Source organism: Chitinophaga sp. HK235, assembly GCF_018255755.1.
Classification (GTDB): domain Bacteria; phylum Bacteroidota; class Bacteroidia; order Chitinophagales; family Chitinophagaceae; genus Chitinophaga.
Genome location: NZ_CP073766.1, coordinates 6,348,369 through 6,366,617, shown reverse-complemented (window position 1 = coordinate 6,366,617; position 18,249 = coordinate 6,348,369). Strand labels below are relative to the sequence as shown.

The window sequence follows — 18,249 nt, the reverse complement described above, 5'->3', positions numbered from 1 at the left end:
CTGTAAAAGCGCAAAGCAGCAAAGACACAAAAGGCAACTGTCTGTATTCCCTTTGCACCCTTGCTGCTTTGTATTCCGAAGGTCTTCTCCTACTCTACCAGCTGATAGATCTCAGGCAGGTTACGGCCCAGACCATCATAATCCAACCCATAACCCAACAGGAATTTATTAGGCACAGAGAATCCCAGATAATCAATTTTGATAGGATGCACCATGGCTTCCGGTTTGGTGAGCAGTGATGCTACCAGCAGCTTTTTAGGTTGCTGGTGTTCCAGCTGTGGCAGGAACTGGCTCAGCGTTTTACCGGTATCCACAATATCTTCCACGATCACCACGGTACGGCCGAAGAGATCTTCATCCAGTCCGATGGCCTGTACTACATTACCGGTAGATTTGGTCCCTTTGTAGGAAGCCAGTTTGATAAAAGATATCTCAGCGGGAATGTTGAGATATTTGAAAAGATCACCGGCAAACATAAAAGAGCCGTTGAGGATGGCAATAAACAGCGGGCGTTCATCTTTCAGGTCCCTGCTCATTTCGGCAGCCATTTCCCTGATACGTTGCTGCAGTTCAGTGGCGCCAATATAAGGCTGGAACTTCTTGTCATGCACCTGAATAACCGACATAATACTACTTCATTTCCTAATTTAACAATGATAAGCAGGAAAAGGATCACTGCTTATTTATTCACTAACAGGCGCTGTCCTATTTTAATATCGAAGCCCTGCAAATTATTCCATTCCTGTAACTGGGTTACAGACTTGTTATACATCTTAGCAATACCGTACAGTGTTTCTTTGGGCTGTACATCGTGATAACGGGTACCCGCCTGCGGAACCGGTGCCGGTGCAGGTTTGTACACAGGAGGCTGAGGGGCCGGTGCAGGCGTAGATGCAGGCGGCAGCGTAGCTTTAGCCGTACCGTTAGTCCCTACATCTCCTACTTTTTTCAGGTCGTCCACCATGCCTGTTGGTACACCACCCTGCTGAGGAGCAGGTTTGGATTCCGGCACAGAGGTCACCCCACCCTGGGCTGGTTTGCCCATTTCTTCCTTCATTTTATCGATTTCCTTGCGGGGAGAAAAATCTTCCGGTGGTTCCTGATCTTCTTCTTTTAATATCCGGGTGTTTTTAGCCAGACGGGGCGCATTGGAGGCATAGCCATCGAGCGTAAGGCGCTGACCGGCTGCAGGCTCTTCCCCTTCATACATCTTGTTGCGGCGGCGCAACCATCTTAGACGCATACCTTCAGCCTGTGCAATGTCGTGCATGGTTTCTCCATTGTTCACACTGTGAAACTCCTTGCTACCTCTTTTACCTTTCTTTTGCAGGAAGATAAACATGTCTTTACGGGGAGGGTTATCGTTTTCCAGATCGTTGAAGCGCACCAGCTTACTGAGGCGGATACTGTGCTGACTGGCCAATTGTATCAGGGAAGTACCAGCTTTTACGAATACCACTCTGCGGCCGTTGATCTCAAACACACCTTTGGGATAGTTGCCGGCTACCGGCTTGTTATATCCCGTATGGTTGTTTCTTGAAGAAGTTGGTTTGGTGTCCGGTTTGTTATTGTTATTGCCTGCATATACCGGTGTTTTTTCATCGAAACTGCCTTGTTCCGGGGCAGCTTTACCCATGGCGATCAGCGTGTATAACTGCAGGTTATTGTCTTCAATAATCTTGATCAGCTGCTGCGGATAGGTTTTATTGGTAGCATAACCAGCCTGTTTAAGTCCGAAAGCCCAGGATTTGTAATCATCGGCATCAAACTGGAACAGGAAAGAATAGCGGGGATTGTTGCGTAAAAAGTCGGAGTGATCCTTGTAGGAATCTCTGGCGTTGTCGTATACACGGAAACATTCCTGAGCGGCATCGTCATCATATCGGATGGTTTTACCGGTCCAGGTGTTTTTACATTTGATACCGAAGTGGTTATTGGACTGCAAACACAGGGTACCGTTGCCGGACTGTGTTTCGAGAATGCCCTGTGCCAGTTTGATGGCTGCAGGCACGCCACTACGGCGCATCTCATCGATAGCGATGCTTTTATAGGTAGCAATGTACTGCTGAGTGGTCATTTTCTGAGCCTTCAGCATCAGCGGCAAGCAGCCAATAAGAAAACTGACTACCAACAAAAATTTTCTTACTTGCATGTTTTGTCGAATTTAATGGGCATGGTTAGGTGCTGATTTTATTTTTTTCTGATCAGCAGGAGGCCATCGCGCAAGGTGATCAACACCTGTTCTGCACGGTCATCGGCCAGCACTTTTTCACAGAATCTTACCATGGCTTTTGCCTGACTACCCTGCTCATTTTCCGGCTGTAATACCTGTCCGTGATACAGTACATTGTCGGCCAGGATAAATCCGCCGGGGCGTAATTTTTCCCAAACCAGGTCGTAATAATGTACATAACCGGCTTTGTCAGCATCAATAAACACCAGGTCAAACACTTCATCCAGTGAATCGATCACTTCGGCTGCTTTACCAATATGCATTTTTATTTTATCAGAATACCCGGATGCTTCAAAATACTGAAGGCAAAGGGTTTCCAGTTCTTCATTGATATCTACAGTATGGAGCATTCCATCTTCCGGGAGGCCGGCAGCCAGACAGATAGCGGAATAGCCGGTATAAGTGCCCAGTTCCAGAATACGGCGCGGACGTATCATGTGACTCACCATCTGCAAAAACCGGCCCTGTACATGGCCGCTGAGCATATGTGGCAACTCCACTTTCAGATGCGTTTCACGATTTAATTTATACAGCACCTCACCTTCCGGACTGGTATACCTCTCTGAAAATGCCTCTGCTGCCGCTGATATGAGCTCCATATAAAAAATTTCTGCAAAACTATGAAAAAAGCGGTTGTGATGAGCCTGCAAGTAAAAAACCGCATATGGACAGCAGTTATACACATAACGTTGCCGCACCGGAATTTATTCTGTTCCGGTAACGGGCAGGCATATCCGTGTCCGGCCGCCAGCAGCCAGACACGGCAGTATTAAAAATTAGGTCTGAGTTTATTGGTGGTATAAAATACCCGGAAATACTCCACTACTTCATCGGCTGTATCAAACAGTTTCAGCAATCCGAGATCCTGTGGGTTAATATTACTCTCTTTTTCCATCATCACGGTACGGATCCACTCCAGCAAACCGCTCCAGTATTCGCGGCCTACCAGTACCATGGGAGTTTCCTCCATTTTTTTTGTCTGGATAAGAGTAGCTACTTCAAAAAATTCATCCATGGTACCAAATCCGCCAGGCATCATTACAAAACCCTGAGAATATTTGGTGAACATCACTTTGCGGACAAAGAAATAATCGAAGTTGAGTCTTTTATCGGGGTCAATAAAACCATTGGGATTCTGCTCATGCGGCAGGGTGATATTGGCACCTACCGACTTTCCGTGTGCTGCCTGGGCACCCTTATTGGCTGCCTCCATCACACCCGGACCACCGCCGGTAATGATACCAAATCCTTCTTCAGCCAGTCTTTTGGCTATATCCTGTGCCAGGTCATAATAACGGTTACCGGGTTTGGTACGGGCAGAGCCGAATATTGAGATACAAGGTCCTATTTTAGCGAGTGACTCAAAGCCATCTACGAATTCCGCCATGATCTTGAATATCTGCCAGCTGGAATGCGCTCTTGTTTCCGTCCAGTCCCTTTCTTTGAGATTTTTTAAACTATCATTCATGCCGTTGCTATTTTTTACAATTATAAGGTATCCCACCCCACATGCGGATACAGGACACCCCTGTAATTTATGGAATTATTGCCTTTCTGCCCTATAAATCAAAAAGCAGGTAACTTAAAAGAAACCCGCTTTACATTTAACACGTTATGAACATGCAGCCATGTCGTTTAAAACCTGGCTGCAGAAACGTTGCTAAAGTTGGTTAATACGATATTGATTGAATAATCTGAAAATCAAAGGCAGTTGCCGGCAATTGTTTTCATAACGTTTCATCTGACCCGATTAAAATCAGATCAGATTTAATTTATTAATTATTTAGATGAAAAACAACTGTGATTTATTTGATTTTTACGATGATGTGATGAGCGGAGATATAAGCGGAAATTTTGAATGACATAAAAAAGCGAAGCGCCCATATTGATAAAGATCAATGGGCGCTTTTTTACAGGCTTTATAAAAAAATATTACTGGTAATTTTATGTTGATTCACATCCTGATCATCATCCAAATTACAAGCCAGCAGCAGTCGTCAGTTCTTCTGCCAAACCAAAAGACAGTGTCATACCCGCTCCACTGAGTGCATTCACGACCGTGACACCTTTTTCCGGAGACATCACCAGTTCGGTAGCGCCGTTAGTGAGTTTGGGATAGATACCATGCCATTGCTCCTGAATAGTATAAGCAGGTGCTTCCAGGAAGGTATGCATGTATTTCAGGATAAGATCATTGATGAATGCCTTATCGAATGGTTCGAAGTCCGGACCATATTCATGAGAGTCACCGATGGTCAGTTCGCCTGCACCGTTCTGGGAGATAAGAAGATGGATACCCCATTTCACGTATTCCGGCATTTCTTCCTGGAAACGTTGTTTCAGGGGAACCAGCGCTGCACAGTCGTTGAAAGAGGCATAGTGCGCCAGGGTGAGACCAGCACATAATGCAGGACCCAGCTGCCAGTTGCCCGGCTGCGGAATAGTACGCATCATCTGCAGTTTGCATTTGGTCAGCGGTGCGGTAGCATAGGCTGCCGGGTATAATGTTTCAAAATCAGCGCCGCTGCATACATATACATGATCCACTTTCCAGCGCTCCTCTTTTGTTTCGATATACGGCATGCTGATACCGTTGACGGCTGTATTAAAACGAACAATCACGTTCATTTTTTCTTCCAGATACTTTGCGATGGTAGCGCTGGCCACACGGGGGTTGACAGTCATTTCAGTAGGGCTCCACAGAGCACCTTTCAGACCGTCCGTTTTGATGGCGCTGGTATATTTCCCAATATTGCCGGGAGTGATCAGCTCACAGTTAAACCCGTTGTCAGGAGCGGCCTGGGCAAATTCTTCCAGCACAGCCAGTTCATCTTTTTCGTATACGAGGTGCAGGGAGCCTGTTTCCTGGCATTGCAGGCCGGTGGCAGCAGCAATTTCCTTCCATACGCTGCGGCTATGCATAGCGCGGTCGTACATCTTCCCGGCACGCTGACCTATAGGCCATACCAGCCCGAAGTTGCGGATAGAAGCGCTGATGGCTTTGCTGTTTCTTTCAAATAAAACTACTTTTTTGCCTTTGACAGCCAGCTTGTAAGCCATGGCCAGTCCTACTATGCCTGCGCCTACTACCGCTACGTCAGCTTGTTGTTGTTGCATGATTGCTGTTAATAAGAATGCGTTTACAATATAGATAACAATTCATCCAAAGAGGCCACCAGATGGGTATGCGGACCTTTCTCCAGTTCTTCACGGGTATAGGCGCCGGTGGTTACGCCCACTACATAACGGCAACCTGCGTTGGTACCTTCTTCCAGATCGGAAATAGTATCTCCGATTTTGGCTACCTGCGCAATACTGCGTATTTCCAGTTGTTCCATGATACGGTACACCATGTAGGGATAAGGGCGACCATAAGGCACTTCATCGCTGGTGGCTACTGCATCTACCAGTCCCTGTTGCAGCCAGCCGGTGCGCTCCAGGATCACATTGGTGATATCTCTGTCAAAGCCGGTATCCAGCGCCACTTTGATACCTTTTTGCCGTAATGCCGCGAATACGGCGGATACGCCTTGTTTTTCACGGACGGTGCTATCGGTGGCATAGTGTTTTTTCATGTCTTCCACGAACCTGGTATGCAGCTCCCCGATAAAGTTTTCGTCTGCAAAACGTGCATCGTTTTTCTGTTTCAGCAGATAACGGATTGCATAAGGTTTGGCATATCCCATTACTTCGTTCACTTCCTCCAAAGTAACTTCTACCCCGGCCAGCAGAATGGTCTGCTGTAACACCTTTGCTACGTTCGACTCATCATGCAGCGTGGTGCCGGCAATATCAAAAACGGCTAATTGTATCTCCATCTCTTTAAAATTAACAGGTCACAAAGGTATTAAAGATGTAAAAATAAGTTTAGCCTTTATAAACATTTAACATGGAGGTAACACAATCACCGGCATAAAAAAACCCGTCCGGCAAGGGCCGGACGGGCAATATCATTGACAATGGCGGATATTAGAAACCTATTCCCGCACCTACGCGGTAGATAAGGTTACTACGATAAGGAGAACGGTTGTCCTGAATCACATCATACATCAGGGAAAAACCAATACCTACGCGTCCGCCTACGCTCTGAGTATAACCAGCACCTATCAGCAGGCTGGGCACGCCGTAGTTGGTGCTGAGGTTTTGTTTAGCTCCATTCGAATCATAATAAGTGGATTTCTGCGTGATCGCATTATACTCCGGCTGAATATGCACAAACAGCATAGGAACCGGGTATACACGGCCCCAGATACCACCACCGAAAATGGTGTATTTATCCCTTGTTAATGTATTACCATAATAGTCATAGCTTTTATATTGGCCATACTGCGCATTCACATTCACACCGGCGGCTATGTAATCGTTGAAGCGGTAACCTACCAGCGGAGAGACATCCACATTGGTATAATCGCCGAATACCATCCCCAGCGAGCCTCCCAGGATCAGGCGGGAACGATCAAAGCCCCTGTGTGCACTGGTGTCTGTTTTATAATACTGTGCAACTACCACCTGGGTGGTCATAAGAAAAAGAATACCCATCAATAAACGTTTCATACCTGGTTTATTATTTTAATGAATAGAAGGGGTGATAGTTACCGTCTCCCCGTAGGTGTTTTCCCGGCAAAAATAACCATTACCGCTCAGCTGTCCATATTTAGCTTTTGCCGGCTACTATACCTAGAAAGAAGGACAGATAGTAGCCCTTTTGGCGTTATTAAAGCTGCGGTTGGAATACAATCCACTGTAAACCAGGCCGATTTCATAGGCCCCCCGCCGGCTGTTGGAAGTAGCCAGGTTGGAGGTGGTCACATCATAGCTGAACTGCAGCTTTATATTACTGAGCTGATATCCCACCAAAAACACCGCTGCATCTTTGGCCCGGTAGTAAATACCGCCGGACACCTGTTTGTCGCCGTCACCAGAGAGATTATAGGCAGCATTCAACCCAATCACAAATTCATGTGTATTGGCCTGCCGGGAATAATAAGCACTGGGATTGATGATCAGTACGTCACTGGTTTTGATACTGGCATTCAGGAAGCCGGTATACCGGCGTGAGACCTTGTTATCACCATCATAGAAGGTTTCCCGGGGCGTATTGATATGTTGTACTGCGAGCCCAGTGTTGATATACAGATTTTCTGTCGGGAAATAGGCGTAGTTCATTCCCACATTCATATCAAAATAGTTAACGGCCGATTGCGTGAAAGGCTCCGCAGTAGGCATACGGGAATCAAAAAACTTCCCATTCCATTGGTCACCGAAGGTAAGCTTGGTAATGTCTACCCGTTTACCGGCTGATCCGGCCTGAAAGCCCAGCGACAGCAGGCTGCTTTCGCCCAGCAGCTGGTGATAGGCCACAGAGGCGTATCCTTTGGTAGATGTCAGATTACCGCTTCCGGCCACATCCCGCAGGATCACACCACCCACACCCACCCAGCCATAGATAAGCTTTTCCCTCAACAATTGCACGTCTCCATAGGCCGACATGGTCTTGTAAGGCACAGGGACACTACTCCACTGGTCACGGTAATTGATACCGACACGGAAGTTTCCGTCAGGGATAAAACCGGTGTTAGCCGGATTAGTGGTTAACGGTGAATTGAAATACTGGGAAAAGTGCAGGTCCTGAGCAGATACGCTTACAGAAACCAGCATTCCGACTACCCATACTACCGTGATGTTAACAATCAACTTCTTCATGGCTCATCATCTTAACAAGGTTACATTTCCTGTCTTACTGCCTTTTGTGCCATCAGTAAATTCGAGGCTTACCACATAGGCATATGCATCAATGGGTTGCAGTTCTCCCTTGTACCGGCCATCCCAGCCAATTCTGGGGTCTGAACTCTCAAAAACCAACTGTCCCCAACGATTGAATATTTTAAGATTAAATTTCGTTGCACCAAAAGCCTTCACATAGAATACATCATTTACACCGTCATTGTTTGGAGAAAATGCAGATGGCACATCAAATAAAGGCACCACAATCGCACTCACCTGTTTACAGGCGGTTTCCGTACAACCTTCCGGATTGGAAGAAGTCAGACACACGTTATATGTCCCCGTTCTCAGGTATTGGTGTACCGGGTTCCAGGTAGAAGTGGTATCTCCATCACCGAAGTTCCACAAGGCACGCGTAGCGCCTCCCTGCGACAGGTTAGTGAAAGTGACAGGTGTATTCTCTGTAGCCTTCGCCGGCGTAAAGTCGAAGTCTGCTGTAGGCGGTGGGGCTACCAGCACTTTTTTGGTAATACTGTCCTTTTTATTACAGGTATTTTCATCCAGTGCCAGCAGTTTCACGTCCCATAAACCAGCTGTGTTAAACTTATGTATCGGGTAAGGATCGGTAGACGTAGAGCCATCATCTCCAAAAGTCCAGAGGAAGCTGTCTCCACCCAGCGTACCATTGTCGAGCTTCACTTCGGTACCCAAACAAACAGTGTCCGGCATAGTAAACTGCGCAGTAACGTTAACGGCCACACGCAATGGCTTGGTAATCGTTTCCGGTGCATTACAGAAGTTGGTGTCTACCAGCGTAAGGCTCACATTATAGACACCGGGAGCATTGAACTTATGAGCGTATGGGAACTTGGAAGGGCCTACATACGCCGGTTTGGAACCATCGCCCAGATCGAAGATAAAAGAGCTATCATTAAAGTGGCCGACCGGCTCTGCGTTACTGGTGAAGATATAAGCCAGGTCCTGACAGGGTTGTTGACGTTGGGCATCAAAATCAAATTTCGCTTCATTATCGCCCAGCTTCACATCTATATAAGCAGTATCTGCACCGTTACAGCTGGCACGGTCTACCTTTACCAGCATAATCGTATAAGTGCCTACGTTCTGGAAAGTATGTTTCACCGTATCTGTTCCGATCACTACCGGTGTGCCATCTCCAAAATGCCATTCCCATCTTTCTGCCGAAAGACGGGTAGTATCCACAAAAGTGATTTCTTTAGGCGCGCAGTAATTCACTCTTCTGTTCAGCGTTTTAACACCTGCTTTAACGCCATCGAGGTTAAAGGCTATTTTCAGCGCACCATAGTTACAGCCTGGAGGCGGGGTACTGGAATAAGCACCGGGTGTGGTGGGATAACGGGGCTTGACGCCGTTCTGGCTCACATTACACCAGGCACAGATACCCTGATAGATCACACCGTTGCGATCAAAGCGACTGGTACCACCATCAACGTGCTCATACAAACCATTGCCGCCAAACCAGCTGCCAAACAACTGACTGGCCGCATCCCGCTGCAGCACGAAGAAATAAAAGTCCATCCCGTCTGTAGTACTCTGGATGGCGTTTTTCTCCGGCAGCCCGAAAGTACCCGAGTTGGGGTAATGCAATGAGTTGTTGATACCACCACCCCACCCGGACACATATACGTTTTCGCAGCGGTCTACCAGGAAAGCAGTTGGTGAAATGGAAGGTGTGCCTGCAATTTGTCTCTTTTTACCAAAGGTAGTGGAGTATACAAAAGCGCTCAGATCGGGCTGCAACTTCACAATATACTGGAGTGAGTTATCATTGTAATCACTGGGGTTCAGCAGTTTGATGGGCCAGGTACCTTCTGTAGTGCCCATCGCATATACGTAGCCGTTCTTATCCAGCTGGATACCATATACCTGATCTGCCGAAGGATCGTCAGAACCGAGGAAGGTGCTTTGCAGAATTTTAGTACCATCGTTGGTAATATGGGCAATAAAACCATCACATACACCACCTCTGTAAGCGGGATAGATGACACCGGGAGTGATCGGGAAGTTGCTGCTGGCAGTACCACCGGCCACATACAGGGTATTGAGTTTGTTTAATGCTATCACATAAGCGGCATCTTCCGCAGAACCACCCAGATAACTGGCCCATACCAGTCCGCGGCACATAGGGTTGATCTTCATCACCACGCCATCCTGCGAGCCACCAAAGGTTCCCTGGAAAACACCGGCTGTTACCGGGAAATCGGAAGAACGGGTACAGCTGGCCACATAGATATAACCTGCATCATCGATTACTACTTCACTGCGGGCATCATCACCATAGTTACGAAGTAATACCCAATCGCCGCCAGCGCGGTTTTCACGCATGTTTACACCATCATCTCCACTGCCAGCGATGATCAGTGAGCCGATAAGACCAGTGCCCGTAGCATTGAGTTTGGTGACTACAATATCCCATCCGCCTCTGTTGGTGCCTTCAATCTTATCATAAGGATAGTTGCCCGAAGTTGTTCTGCCGGAGATCACGAGGTTGCCCTGCTGGTCTACGAAAAGACTGTGTGGCTGCTCCTGTCCGTCGCCACCAAGGTAAGTGGCATAAAGAAGCCGGGTACCATTGGGATTGAACTTGGAAATCGCGATATCAAAAGCACCACCGTTGAAGGCGCTTTTATAGGCGCCGGTAGTAACAGGATAACCATTATTGAATACGATGCCGCCACCGTAGAAGTTTCCGGCATCATCATAGGTAGCCGTGAAACCCCAGTTATCAGCACGGGAACCGGAAACGGTGGAAAACACATACACCGGGTCTATCACCAGCGGATATGCCTGATTGTATTCACCGGAGATCTTAAATCCTACCTTGTTGCCATTCAACCGGTAAGACACTTTTACCGGTACACGCTGGTTATTCACATATTGGTAAGCGTATGGCAACTGTTCCAGCACATCTCCTACAGAAGTATGAACCAGTAATTGTCCTTTTTTGATTTCCATTCCGGTGGCCCCTTCATACGACAGCTGTATCTTATCGGGGTTGGCACCGGGCGCCACAATGATATCGTATTTCAGCTGGGAAGCATCGGAATATACGTGGGCGTCTATACCGGGATAGATAGATTTATACACCAGCCCCTGATATGATTTTACGTTGGAAGCCCATTTGGTACGGTCGTTACCGATAAAGTAGTTGCTGATAGCTTCCTGTTGTTTTTCGGGGATGATTTCAGGGCTGGGGTTGGCGCCGATGAAATCTACCTTATAGGCATGTCCTCTTACATCAGGAAGACGGCCTGGTCTTGGTGGTGGTTTTTCTCCGCTGTTGACAGCAGGGTTGTTCACAGACTTACCAGCTGTTGTACTGTTTTTACCAACGATCACAGCAGATGCAGAGGAGTCGGTAGCTTCACTATGTCCATGCATATACTCGTAAAGATCATGCATATCTTCCTTGCTGTATAGCATGAAAGTGAAGCCTGTTTTTCTCAGGTATATATCGGCAGTACCAACATCTGATTTGTAAAGGACCTGCGGGTCCCACTGGCCTTTATTCTCGATAAAGTTCAATGGTGTGAAATTGGTTTGCTGTTGTCCCCGGGCCTTATATCCGGTAAACAACAGAAGGATCATCATTCCAGCAAGGCCGCTAGGGAGGGTAAATTTCAACGGGATAAAATTTATTTTAATGCTTAAAAAACCAATATACATCTATAAACGCAGAAGCCCATTAAATTGTTACGGGCACTCACTATAATACCGCTGTCCTCACGATAGTTTTCAGGGCCTATACTATTAACTAAGACTGTATAAATTAATAAACGTTAAAAGCGTCAGGAAATTTTACTCCACTGAGATTTCCCGCGCTGAAGGGCTAAATATTCTTTTAAACCTTGATTCTCAGGCAGGACGAGGTCTGTATCTTCTGATAAGATTTTTTCAGCGCTGACACGGGCAGCATCCAGGATAGCCTTATCCTGCAGAATATCAGCCAGTTTGAAATCCAGTACGCCGCTCTGGCGGGTTCCTTCGATATCTCCCGGGCCACGAAGCTCCATATCTTTTTCGGAGATGATAAAACCGTTGTTGGTCTGCACCATTACGTTGATACGTTCCTTGGAAACCTGGCCCAGCTTATTACCTGTCATCAGGATACAGAAAGACTGTTCAGCACCGCGGCCTACGCGTCCTCTCAGCTGGTGAAGCTGAGACAAGCCAAAGCGTTCGGTACTTTCAATCACCATCACGGAAGCATTGGGCACATTCACACCTACTTCAATTACGGTGGTGGCCACCATGATGTTGGTATCACCGGATACAAAACGCTGCATATTGGTTTCCCGCATCTCTGCTGGCTGGCGGCCATGTACCATACTGATATAGTACTGCGGTTCAGGGAAAAACGCCTTCACTTCCTCATAACCTTTCATGAGGTTTTCATAATCCATCTTCTCGCTGTCTTCTATCAGCGGGTATACGATATAAGCCTGGCGGCCTTTTTTGATTTCTTCCCTGATGAAGTCCATCACCTGCGGACGCTGGAATTCGGTGCGGTGTACCGTAGTAATCGGTTTTCTGCCGGGAGGCATTTCATCGATAACGGAAACGTCAAGATCTCCGTAGATGGTCATAGCCAGCGTTCTTGGTATAGGCGTGGCCGTCATGACCAGTATATGAGGAGGTATATCATTTTTTTCCCATAGCCGTGCCCGTTGGGCTACTCCAAAGCGGTGCTGTTCATCTGCGATAGCCATCCCCAGGTTCTGGAACACCACTTCCTTTTCCAGCAGGGCATGTGTTCCTACCAGGAAATGAATACTGCCTTCGGCGATGCCGGCCAGTATCTGTTTACGGGCCTTTCCTTTAACACTGCCGGTCAACAGTGCAATCCTGACATCCATAGGCTGTAGCAGCTCCGCCAGACCTTTATAGTGCTGCTGCGCGAGGATTTCCGTAGGAGCCATCAGACAGGCCTGGAAACCATTATCTTTTGCCAGCAGCATAGACAACAGGGCCACCATGGTTTTACCACTGCCCACATCGCCCTGTAACAGGCGGTTCATCTGCCGCCCATGTACGGTGTCCATCCGGATTTCCTTCAGCACTCTTTTTTGCGCGCCAGTGAGTTCAAAAGGCAGATGATGATTGTAAAACTCGTTGAACGACTCTCCTACCGCCCCAAATACATAACCTTGCGAGAGCTTGTGCCTTTTGATTTTCAGACGGCATATGCGTATCTGGGCAATAAACAATTCTTCAAATTTCAGGCGTCGTTGTGCCTGGCGTGCATCCTCTTCACCGGCTGGAAGGTGTATCTTAAAATAAGCCATGGACCTGGGCATCAGCCGGTATTGCTGTATCACTTCCACCGGAATATTCTCCCTTACTTCCATGGGTGACATCTGTTCGAGCAATGCCTTTGTCAGTTTTCCAATAGCCTTTGCCGTTAGTCCGCGTGCTTTCAGTTTTTCGGTAGTGGAATATACTGGCTCCAGGAACTGTTTGCCGGAGGCTATTTCTTCTGTGAGCAGATCCATCTCCGGGTGTGCCAGTTGCGGTACACCATTGAATACAGAGATGCGGCCATAAACCAGATAAGCCACATTTTCGCGCAGTGCTTTTTGCATCCACTGCCATCCCTGAAACCAGACCAGTTCTATCACACCGGTTTCATCTTTAAAAGTGGCTACCAGTCTTTTCCCTCTGTTTTCACCCACTACTTCCATCCGGAGAATACGTCCGCGTATCTGCACAAAATCTTCATATCCGCTGAGGGAAGATATCTTGTCTATTTTCGTGCGGTCTACATACCGGAAAGGAAAATACTGCAGCAGGTCGCCAAAGGTATGCACACCGATCTCTTTCCGCAGCAGTTCTCCCTTCTGCGGGCCTACACCTTTGAGATATTCAATCGGGTTGGATAATATGGCTGTGAAAGTAGAAATAGTTAACCTTTTTTTATTGAGCCACGAAGATAACCAATCAGGCTTAGACTGATTTCAATGATAGCAGGATGTTTTTTAAAAAGATTAGCGAAGATGAAAGCTATGACAGCTTTTATCTTCGCTAAGTATATTGTTCCGTAACGGAATTATTCTGCGTCGGCAGTTACTTTACCTTCTACGAACTGTTTCATCCATTCAGTGGTAACAGATTTAGGTCTTTCCAGAGAGAGGCCCAGTCCTCTGTCCCAGCAGAGAGATGCCAGTACGCCCAGTGCGCGGGAAACGCCGAACAGTACGGTGTAGAATTCATATTCCACCAGTCCGTAATGTACCAGCAATGCGCCGGAGTGAGCATCTACGTTTGGCCATGGGTTTTTCACTTTACCCAGTTCCTGAAGGATTGGTGGTACAGTTTCGTATACAGTCCATACGATTTTCACCAGTTCATCATTAGGCAGGTGTTTTTTAGCAAACTCCATCTGTGCGGTAAAGCGGGGATCGGTTTTACGCAGTACAGCGTGACCGTAACCTGGTACTACTTTACCATCCGCCAGGGTTTTACGAACGTATGCTTCGATTTGTTCTTTGGTAGGCATGCCACCACCCAGTTCTTCACGCATGGAGAGGATCCATTTGATCACTTCCTGGTTGGCCAGACCATGCAGCGGACCTGCGAGACCGTTCATACCGGCTGCAAATGACAGATAGGCATCGCTGAGGGCAGAACCTACGAGATGTGTCGTGTGTGCGCTCACGTTACCACCTTCGTGGTCAGCGTGGATCACCATGTACAGGCGCATCAGTTCTTTAAATCCTTCATCGGAATAACCCAGCATATGGGCGAAGTTGCCTGCCCAGTCGAGCATGCCATTAGGCTGGATATGCTGACCGCCTTTGTATTTGCGGCGATAGATGTAAGCAGCGATACGGGGGAGACGGGCGATGAGGTTCATCGTGTCTTCGTACATATAGCTCCAGTAGTCTTTTTTATTGATCCCTTCGGCATATGCTTTTGCAAAGAGAGATTCTGTTTGCAGCGCCATGATACCTACGGTAAACATAGTCATTGGGTGAGTGGTGATCGGCAGGGCTTCAATAGCGTCAAATACGTGGTTGGGTACATGAGAACGACGGCCCCACATGCTGGACAAATACTGTACATCTGCTTCACTAGGCAGTTCACCGATCAGCATCAGATAAAACAGCCCTTCCGGCAATGGTTCTGCACCACCGGGTGCTTTTGGTAAATGTTCTCTCAGTTCCGGAATCGAGTACCCACGAAAACGGATACCTTCGTTGGCGTCCAGCAGGGAGGTTTCCGTTACAATGCCGGTAATACCGCGCATACCCTGGTAAACCTGCGCAATAGTTACGTCCTCAATTTTTTTTGATCCGTGATTTTTTACCAGGTCCTTTACTTCAACGTTAAGATCATCTGCTTTAACCTTGAATTTTTCTTTTATGTACCCCATTTTACTGCTATTGTTTATAAATGAAAACAAAATCGATCAATTGTCAAAAGTAATGATTTGTTAACGAAGTTACCACCATTCAATGGTATTTAATGTCAATTTAACAACCAGACAACCGATGCATGACTGTAAAAACTACCGCAGTAAAAACACCGTAATAATATTAATTATCAATTATTTACAAGTAATAAAATATAACTATTCATTAAGCGTTAAAGAAATGTAAATTTTTTCAGAATGAATTGAAAATATTGAAAGAAGAAATGCAGAAATTTCATTTTTATTCATTGATTTGGACAATTTCCGTATACACGGCTGGCTGGAAACACATGAAAACTACAAGGAAGAAAAAATCAGCCAATGCCAGCATGGCCGGGTAAAAATTGCAGACATTGTTTCAGCACTTTAAAATAAAAAACGGGGCTGACCAGTAATGGCCAGCCCCGCTTATATTAAAAAGGAAAAAATCATCATTTAGGAGCGCGGCGGTACAGATACAACGCCAGTCCACCGAAGAGGAAATTGGGTATCCACACGGCCACCAGCGGGTTGAGATCGGCTTTGGTACTGAACACGGTAGTGAACTGCATCAGGATGATGTAGCTGGCACTGATCACGATACCTACGGCCAGATGCAGCCCGCTGCCACCTCTCACCTTTTTAGCTGCAATAATACCACCGATGAGGGTGAGGATAACCACGGCCGCTGCTGCGGCTGTTCTCCGGTAGTATTCCACCCAGTAGGTATTAAGTCCTTCGGAGCCACGGATGGCTTCGCGATGGATATATTTGCGCAGATCAGGTGTTGTCATGGCTTCCTGCAGGTTTTTCACCTCCAGCAGGTCTTTGGGCACCAAAGGAATTTTAAGGGTAGAGTCCTGCAGACTGGTCCATTTTTCCTTGAGGCCATCCATATGCCGTACAGACACATAATCGAGCCTCCAGGCTTTTTTGGTGGAGTCCCAGGTAATACGGTCTGCTCTCAGTTTGGTGGTCAGTTGTTGTCCGTTTACTCTTTCCAGTATGAAGTTGCTGCCACTCTTATAGTTAGGATCGTAGGTACCGAAGGTAACGTAGGTAAAGCTGTCGATACGGCTGGTACGATCGTATTGCGACGTCTGATTATCCGGGGTACGGATCCTTGTATTTTCGAAAGTGGTGCGGATACGGTTGGCATTGGGCACTACCCAGTAGTTGGCCAGCCAGAGGATACTGCCAAACAGAATGGCGCCTACCCAGTAAGGGCGTAAAAAGCGGCGGAAACTCACGCCGGCACTCAGGATAGCGATGATCTCCGAGCGGTACGCCATTTTGGAGGTAAAAAAGATAACGGAAATGAAGATAAACAGGGGAAACAGCAATGCGGCAATATGGGGGATAAAGCCAAAGTAATAATCCACGATCACATCGTGGAGGGATATATTATACTTAATGAAATCATCTATCTTCTCTGTAATATCGATCACTACGGAAATGACCAGCAATATCATCAGGGAATAAATAAAAGTTCCAATGAGCTTGCGTAAAATGTACCAGTCTATTTTAGTCATGAGCCCAAAGATATTAGTTTATTTTATAGTCTGAACTTTTACAGGCGCGTTTTCAACTGCTGTACCATCCCTGTTTTCCAGGTGGCGAAGGTGCCGGCCAGTATCTGACGGCGGGCTTCTTTCACCAATTCCAGGTAAAAGGCGAGGTTGTGAATACTCGCTAATGTCATGCCTAAAATTTCTCCGGCAACAAACAGGTGGCGCAGGTAGGCACGGGAGTAATCGCTGGTAGCGAAGCAGTTGCTGTTTTCATCGATCGGACGGAAGTCGGTAGCCCATTTTTTATTCCGGATGTTCATCACGCCGTTCCAGGTGAAAAGCATGCCGTTACGACCGTTGCGGGTAGGCATAACGCAGTCGAACATGTCTACGCCCAGGGCGATGTTTTCCAGGATATTCCAGGGGGTGCCTACACCCATGAGGTAGCGGGGCTTGTCTTTGGGCAGGATATCGCATACCAGGCCGCACATATCGTACATTTCATTTTCAGGCTCTCCTACGCTCAGGCCGCCGATAGCGTTACCGGCTGCGCCGCGGGAGGCGATATATTCTGCAGAGGCTTTGCGGAGATCTTTATAGGTACTGCCCTGTACAATAGGGAACAGTGTTTGTTCGTGGCCATAAGCCGGCTGGGTATCACTCAGCCGCTGAATACAGCGGTCCAGCCAGCGGTGGGTGAGCTCCATCGATTTACGCGCATAGCGGTATTCAGACGGATATGGCGGGCATTCATCGAATGCCATGATGATATCCGCTCCGATGGTGCGCTGGATGTCCATCACATTTTCGGGGGTAAAGAGGTGTTTGGAACCGTCTATATGTGACTGGAACACAACGCCTTCTTCCTTAATCTTACGGTTAGCCGCCAGGGAAAATACCTGATATCCGCCGCTGTCGGTAAGGATAGGGCGTTCCCAGCCGTTGAATTTATGCAGACCGCCTGCCAGCGACAACACTTCCAGGCCTGGCCTCAGATAGAGGTGATAGGTATTGCCGAGGATGATCTGCGCCTGCACATCATCCCGTACCTGCTCCTGTGTGATAGCTTTTACGCTACCCACAGTACCTACCGGCATAAAAATCGGTGTTTCTATTTCCCCGTGGGCAGTGGTGATTTTACCAGCCCTGGCATTGCTGCCGCTATCTGTTGTGATCAGTTCAAAATTCACGGTCTTAATTTCAAGCGTGCAAAGATCGGAATATTTGGCGATTTGGCGGTTTGATATTTAGGGAGAACAGAAGAGAGCCTGCTTTACAACTTTCAAATTATCAAATAAATAATCCGGATTCGAAACGATTTATTATTTTACAGATAATAAAAATATTATATT

13 protein-coding genes are annotated in these 18,249 nt (G+C 47.2%); all 13 read right to left on the bottom strand.

The window, feature by feature from the left end:
• Positions 1-89: 89 nt before the first annotated feature.
• Positions 90-626, bottom strand: coding sequence for a hypoxanthine phosphoribosyltransferase (hpt, locus tag KD145_RS24210; RefSeq protein ID WP_113615188.1), 537 nt, complete (start codon positions 624-626; stop codon positions 90-92).
• 53 nt (positions 627-679) lie between these two features.
• Complete coding sequence (locus KD145_RS24205) at positions 680-2,152, bottom strand: glucosaminidase domain-containing protein (RefSeq protein WP_212002411.1); 1,473 nt, start codon at positions 2,150-2,152, stop codon at positions 680-682.
• Positions 2,153-2,190: 38 nt separating this feature from the next.
• The gene (locus tag KD145_RS24200; protein ID WP_212002409.1) at positions 2,191-2,832 is read right to left on the bottom strand and encodes an O-methyltransferase; all 642 of its coding nucleotides are present in this window, start codon (positions 2,830-2,832) and stop codon (positions 2,191-2,193) included.
• A 170-nt stretch (positions 2,833-3,002) separates the two neighbouring features.
• Positions 3,003-3,701 (bottom strand): TIGR00730 family Rossman fold protein, encoded by a 699-nt coding sequence (locus KD145_RS24195; RefSeq protein WP_113615191.1) that lies wholly within the window; start codon positions 3,699-3,701, stop codon positions 3,003-3,005.
• 509 nt (positions 3,702-4,210) lie between these two features.
• Positions 4,211-5,350, bottom strand: a complete 1,140-nt coding sequence (locus KD145_RS24190; RefSeq protein WP_212002408.1) for a TIGR03364 family FAD-dependent oxidoreductase — start codon at positions 5,348-5,350, stop codon at positions 4,211-4,213.
• A 23-nt stretch (positions 5,351-5,373) separates the two neighbouring features.
• Positions 5,374-6,051 (bottom strand): phosphonatase-like hydrolase, encoded by a 678-nt coding sequence (locus tag KD145_RS24185; RefSeq protein ID WP_212002407.1) that lies wholly within the window; start codon positions 6,049-6,051, stop codon positions 5,374-5,376.
• Positions 6,052-6,202: 151 nt separating this feature from the next.
• Positions 6,203-6,787 carry a hypothetical protein gene (locus KD145_RS24180; protein ID WP_212002406.1) on the bottom strand — a complete coding sequence of 195 codons (585 nt, stop codon included), beginning with the start codon at positions 6,785-6,787 and terminating at the stop codon, positions 6,203-6,205.
• Between the two features lie 123 nt (positions 6,788-6,910).
• The gene (locus KD145_RS24175) at positions 6,911-7,936 is read right to left on the bottom strand and encodes a PorP/SprF family type IX secretion system membrane protein (protein ID WP_212002405.1); all 1,026 of its coding nucleotides are present in this window, start codon (positions 7,934-7,936) and stop codon (positions 6,911-6,913) included.
• Between the two features lie 6 nt (positions 7,937-7,942).
• Positions 7,943-11,620, bottom strand: a complete 3,678-nt coding sequence (locus tag KD145_RS24170; protein ID WP_212002404.1) for a PKD domain-containing protein — start codon at positions 11,618-11,620, stop codon at positions 7,943-7,945.
• 164 nt (positions 11,621-11,784) lie between these two features.
• Positions 11,785-13,878 (bottom strand): ATP-dependent DNA helicase RecG, encoded by a 2,094-nt coding sequence (gene recG / locus KD145_RS24165; protein WP_212006856.1) that lies wholly within the window; start codon positions 13,876-13,878, stop codon positions 11,785-11,787.
• A 164-nt stretch (positions 13,879-14,042) separates the two neighbouring features.
• Entirely contained in the window at positions 14,043-15,368 is a 1,326-nt protein-coding gene (locus KD145_RS24160) for a citrate (Si)-synthase, eukaryotic (RefSeq protein ID WP_212002402.1), read from the bottom strand.
• A gap of 470 nt (positions 15,369-15,838) precedes the next feature.
• The gene (locus KD145_RS24155; protein WP_212002400.1) at positions 15,839-16,918 is read right to left on the bottom strand and encodes an LptF/LptG family permease; all 1,080 of its coding nucleotides are present in this window, start codon (positions 16,916-16,918) and stop codon (positions 15,839-15,841) included.
• Positions 16,919-16,956: 38 nt separating this feature from the next.
• A complete protein-coding gene (gene tgt / locus KD145_RS24150; protein ID WP_212006855.1) occupies positions 16,957-18,096 on the bottom strand; it encodes a tRNA guanosine(34) transglycosylase Tgt in 1,140 nt (379 codons plus the stop codon).
• Positions 18,097-18,249 lie beyond the last annotated feature (153 nt).

What these genes read in the sequence shown, in the direction of transcription:
- KD145_RS24160 (WP_212002402.1), bottom strand. Translation starts at nt 15,368, where the DNA reads ATGGGGTACATAAAAGAAAAATTCAAGGTTAAAGCAGATGATCTTAAC.
- KD145_RS24205 (WP_212002411.1), bottom strand. Translation starts at nt 2,152, where the DNA reads ATGCAAGTAAGAAAATTTTTGTTGGTAGTCAGTTTTCTTATTGGCTGC.
- KD145_RS24155 (WP_212002400.1), bottom strand. Translation starts at nt 16,918, where the DNA reads ATGACTAAAATAGACTGGTACATTTTACGCAAGCTCATTGGAACTTTT.
- KD145_RS24175 (WP_212002405.1), bottom strand. Translation starts at nt 7,936, where the DNA reads ATGAAGAAGTTGATTGTTAACATCACGGTAGTATGGGTAGTCGGAATG.
- KD145_RS24180 (WP_212002406.1), bottom strand. Translation starts at nt 6,787, where the DNA reads ATGAAACGTTTATTGATGGGTATTCTTTTTCTTATGACCACCCAGGTG.
- KD145_RS24200 (WP_212002409.1), bottom strand. Translation starts at nt 2,832, where the DNA reads ATGGAGCTCATATCAGCGGCAGCAGAGGCATTTTCAGAGAGGTATACC.
- KD145_RS24190 (WP_212002408.1), bottom strand. Translation starts at nt 5,350, where the DNA reads ATGCAACAACAACAAGCTGACGTAGCGGTAGTAGGCGCAGGCATAGTA.
- KD145_RS24185 (WP_212002407.1), bottom strand. Translation starts at nt 6,051, where the DNA reads ATGGAGATACAATTAGCCGTTTTTGATATTGCCGGCACCACGCTGCAT.
- KD145_RS24195 (WP_113615191.1), bottom strand. Translation starts at nt 3,701, where the DNA reads ATGAATGATAGTTTAAAAAATCTCAAAGAAAGGGACTGGACGGAAACA.
- hpt (WP_113615188.1), bottom strand. Translation starts at nt 626, where the DNA reads ATGTCGGTTATTCAGGTGCATGACAAGAAGTTCCAGCCTTATATTGGC.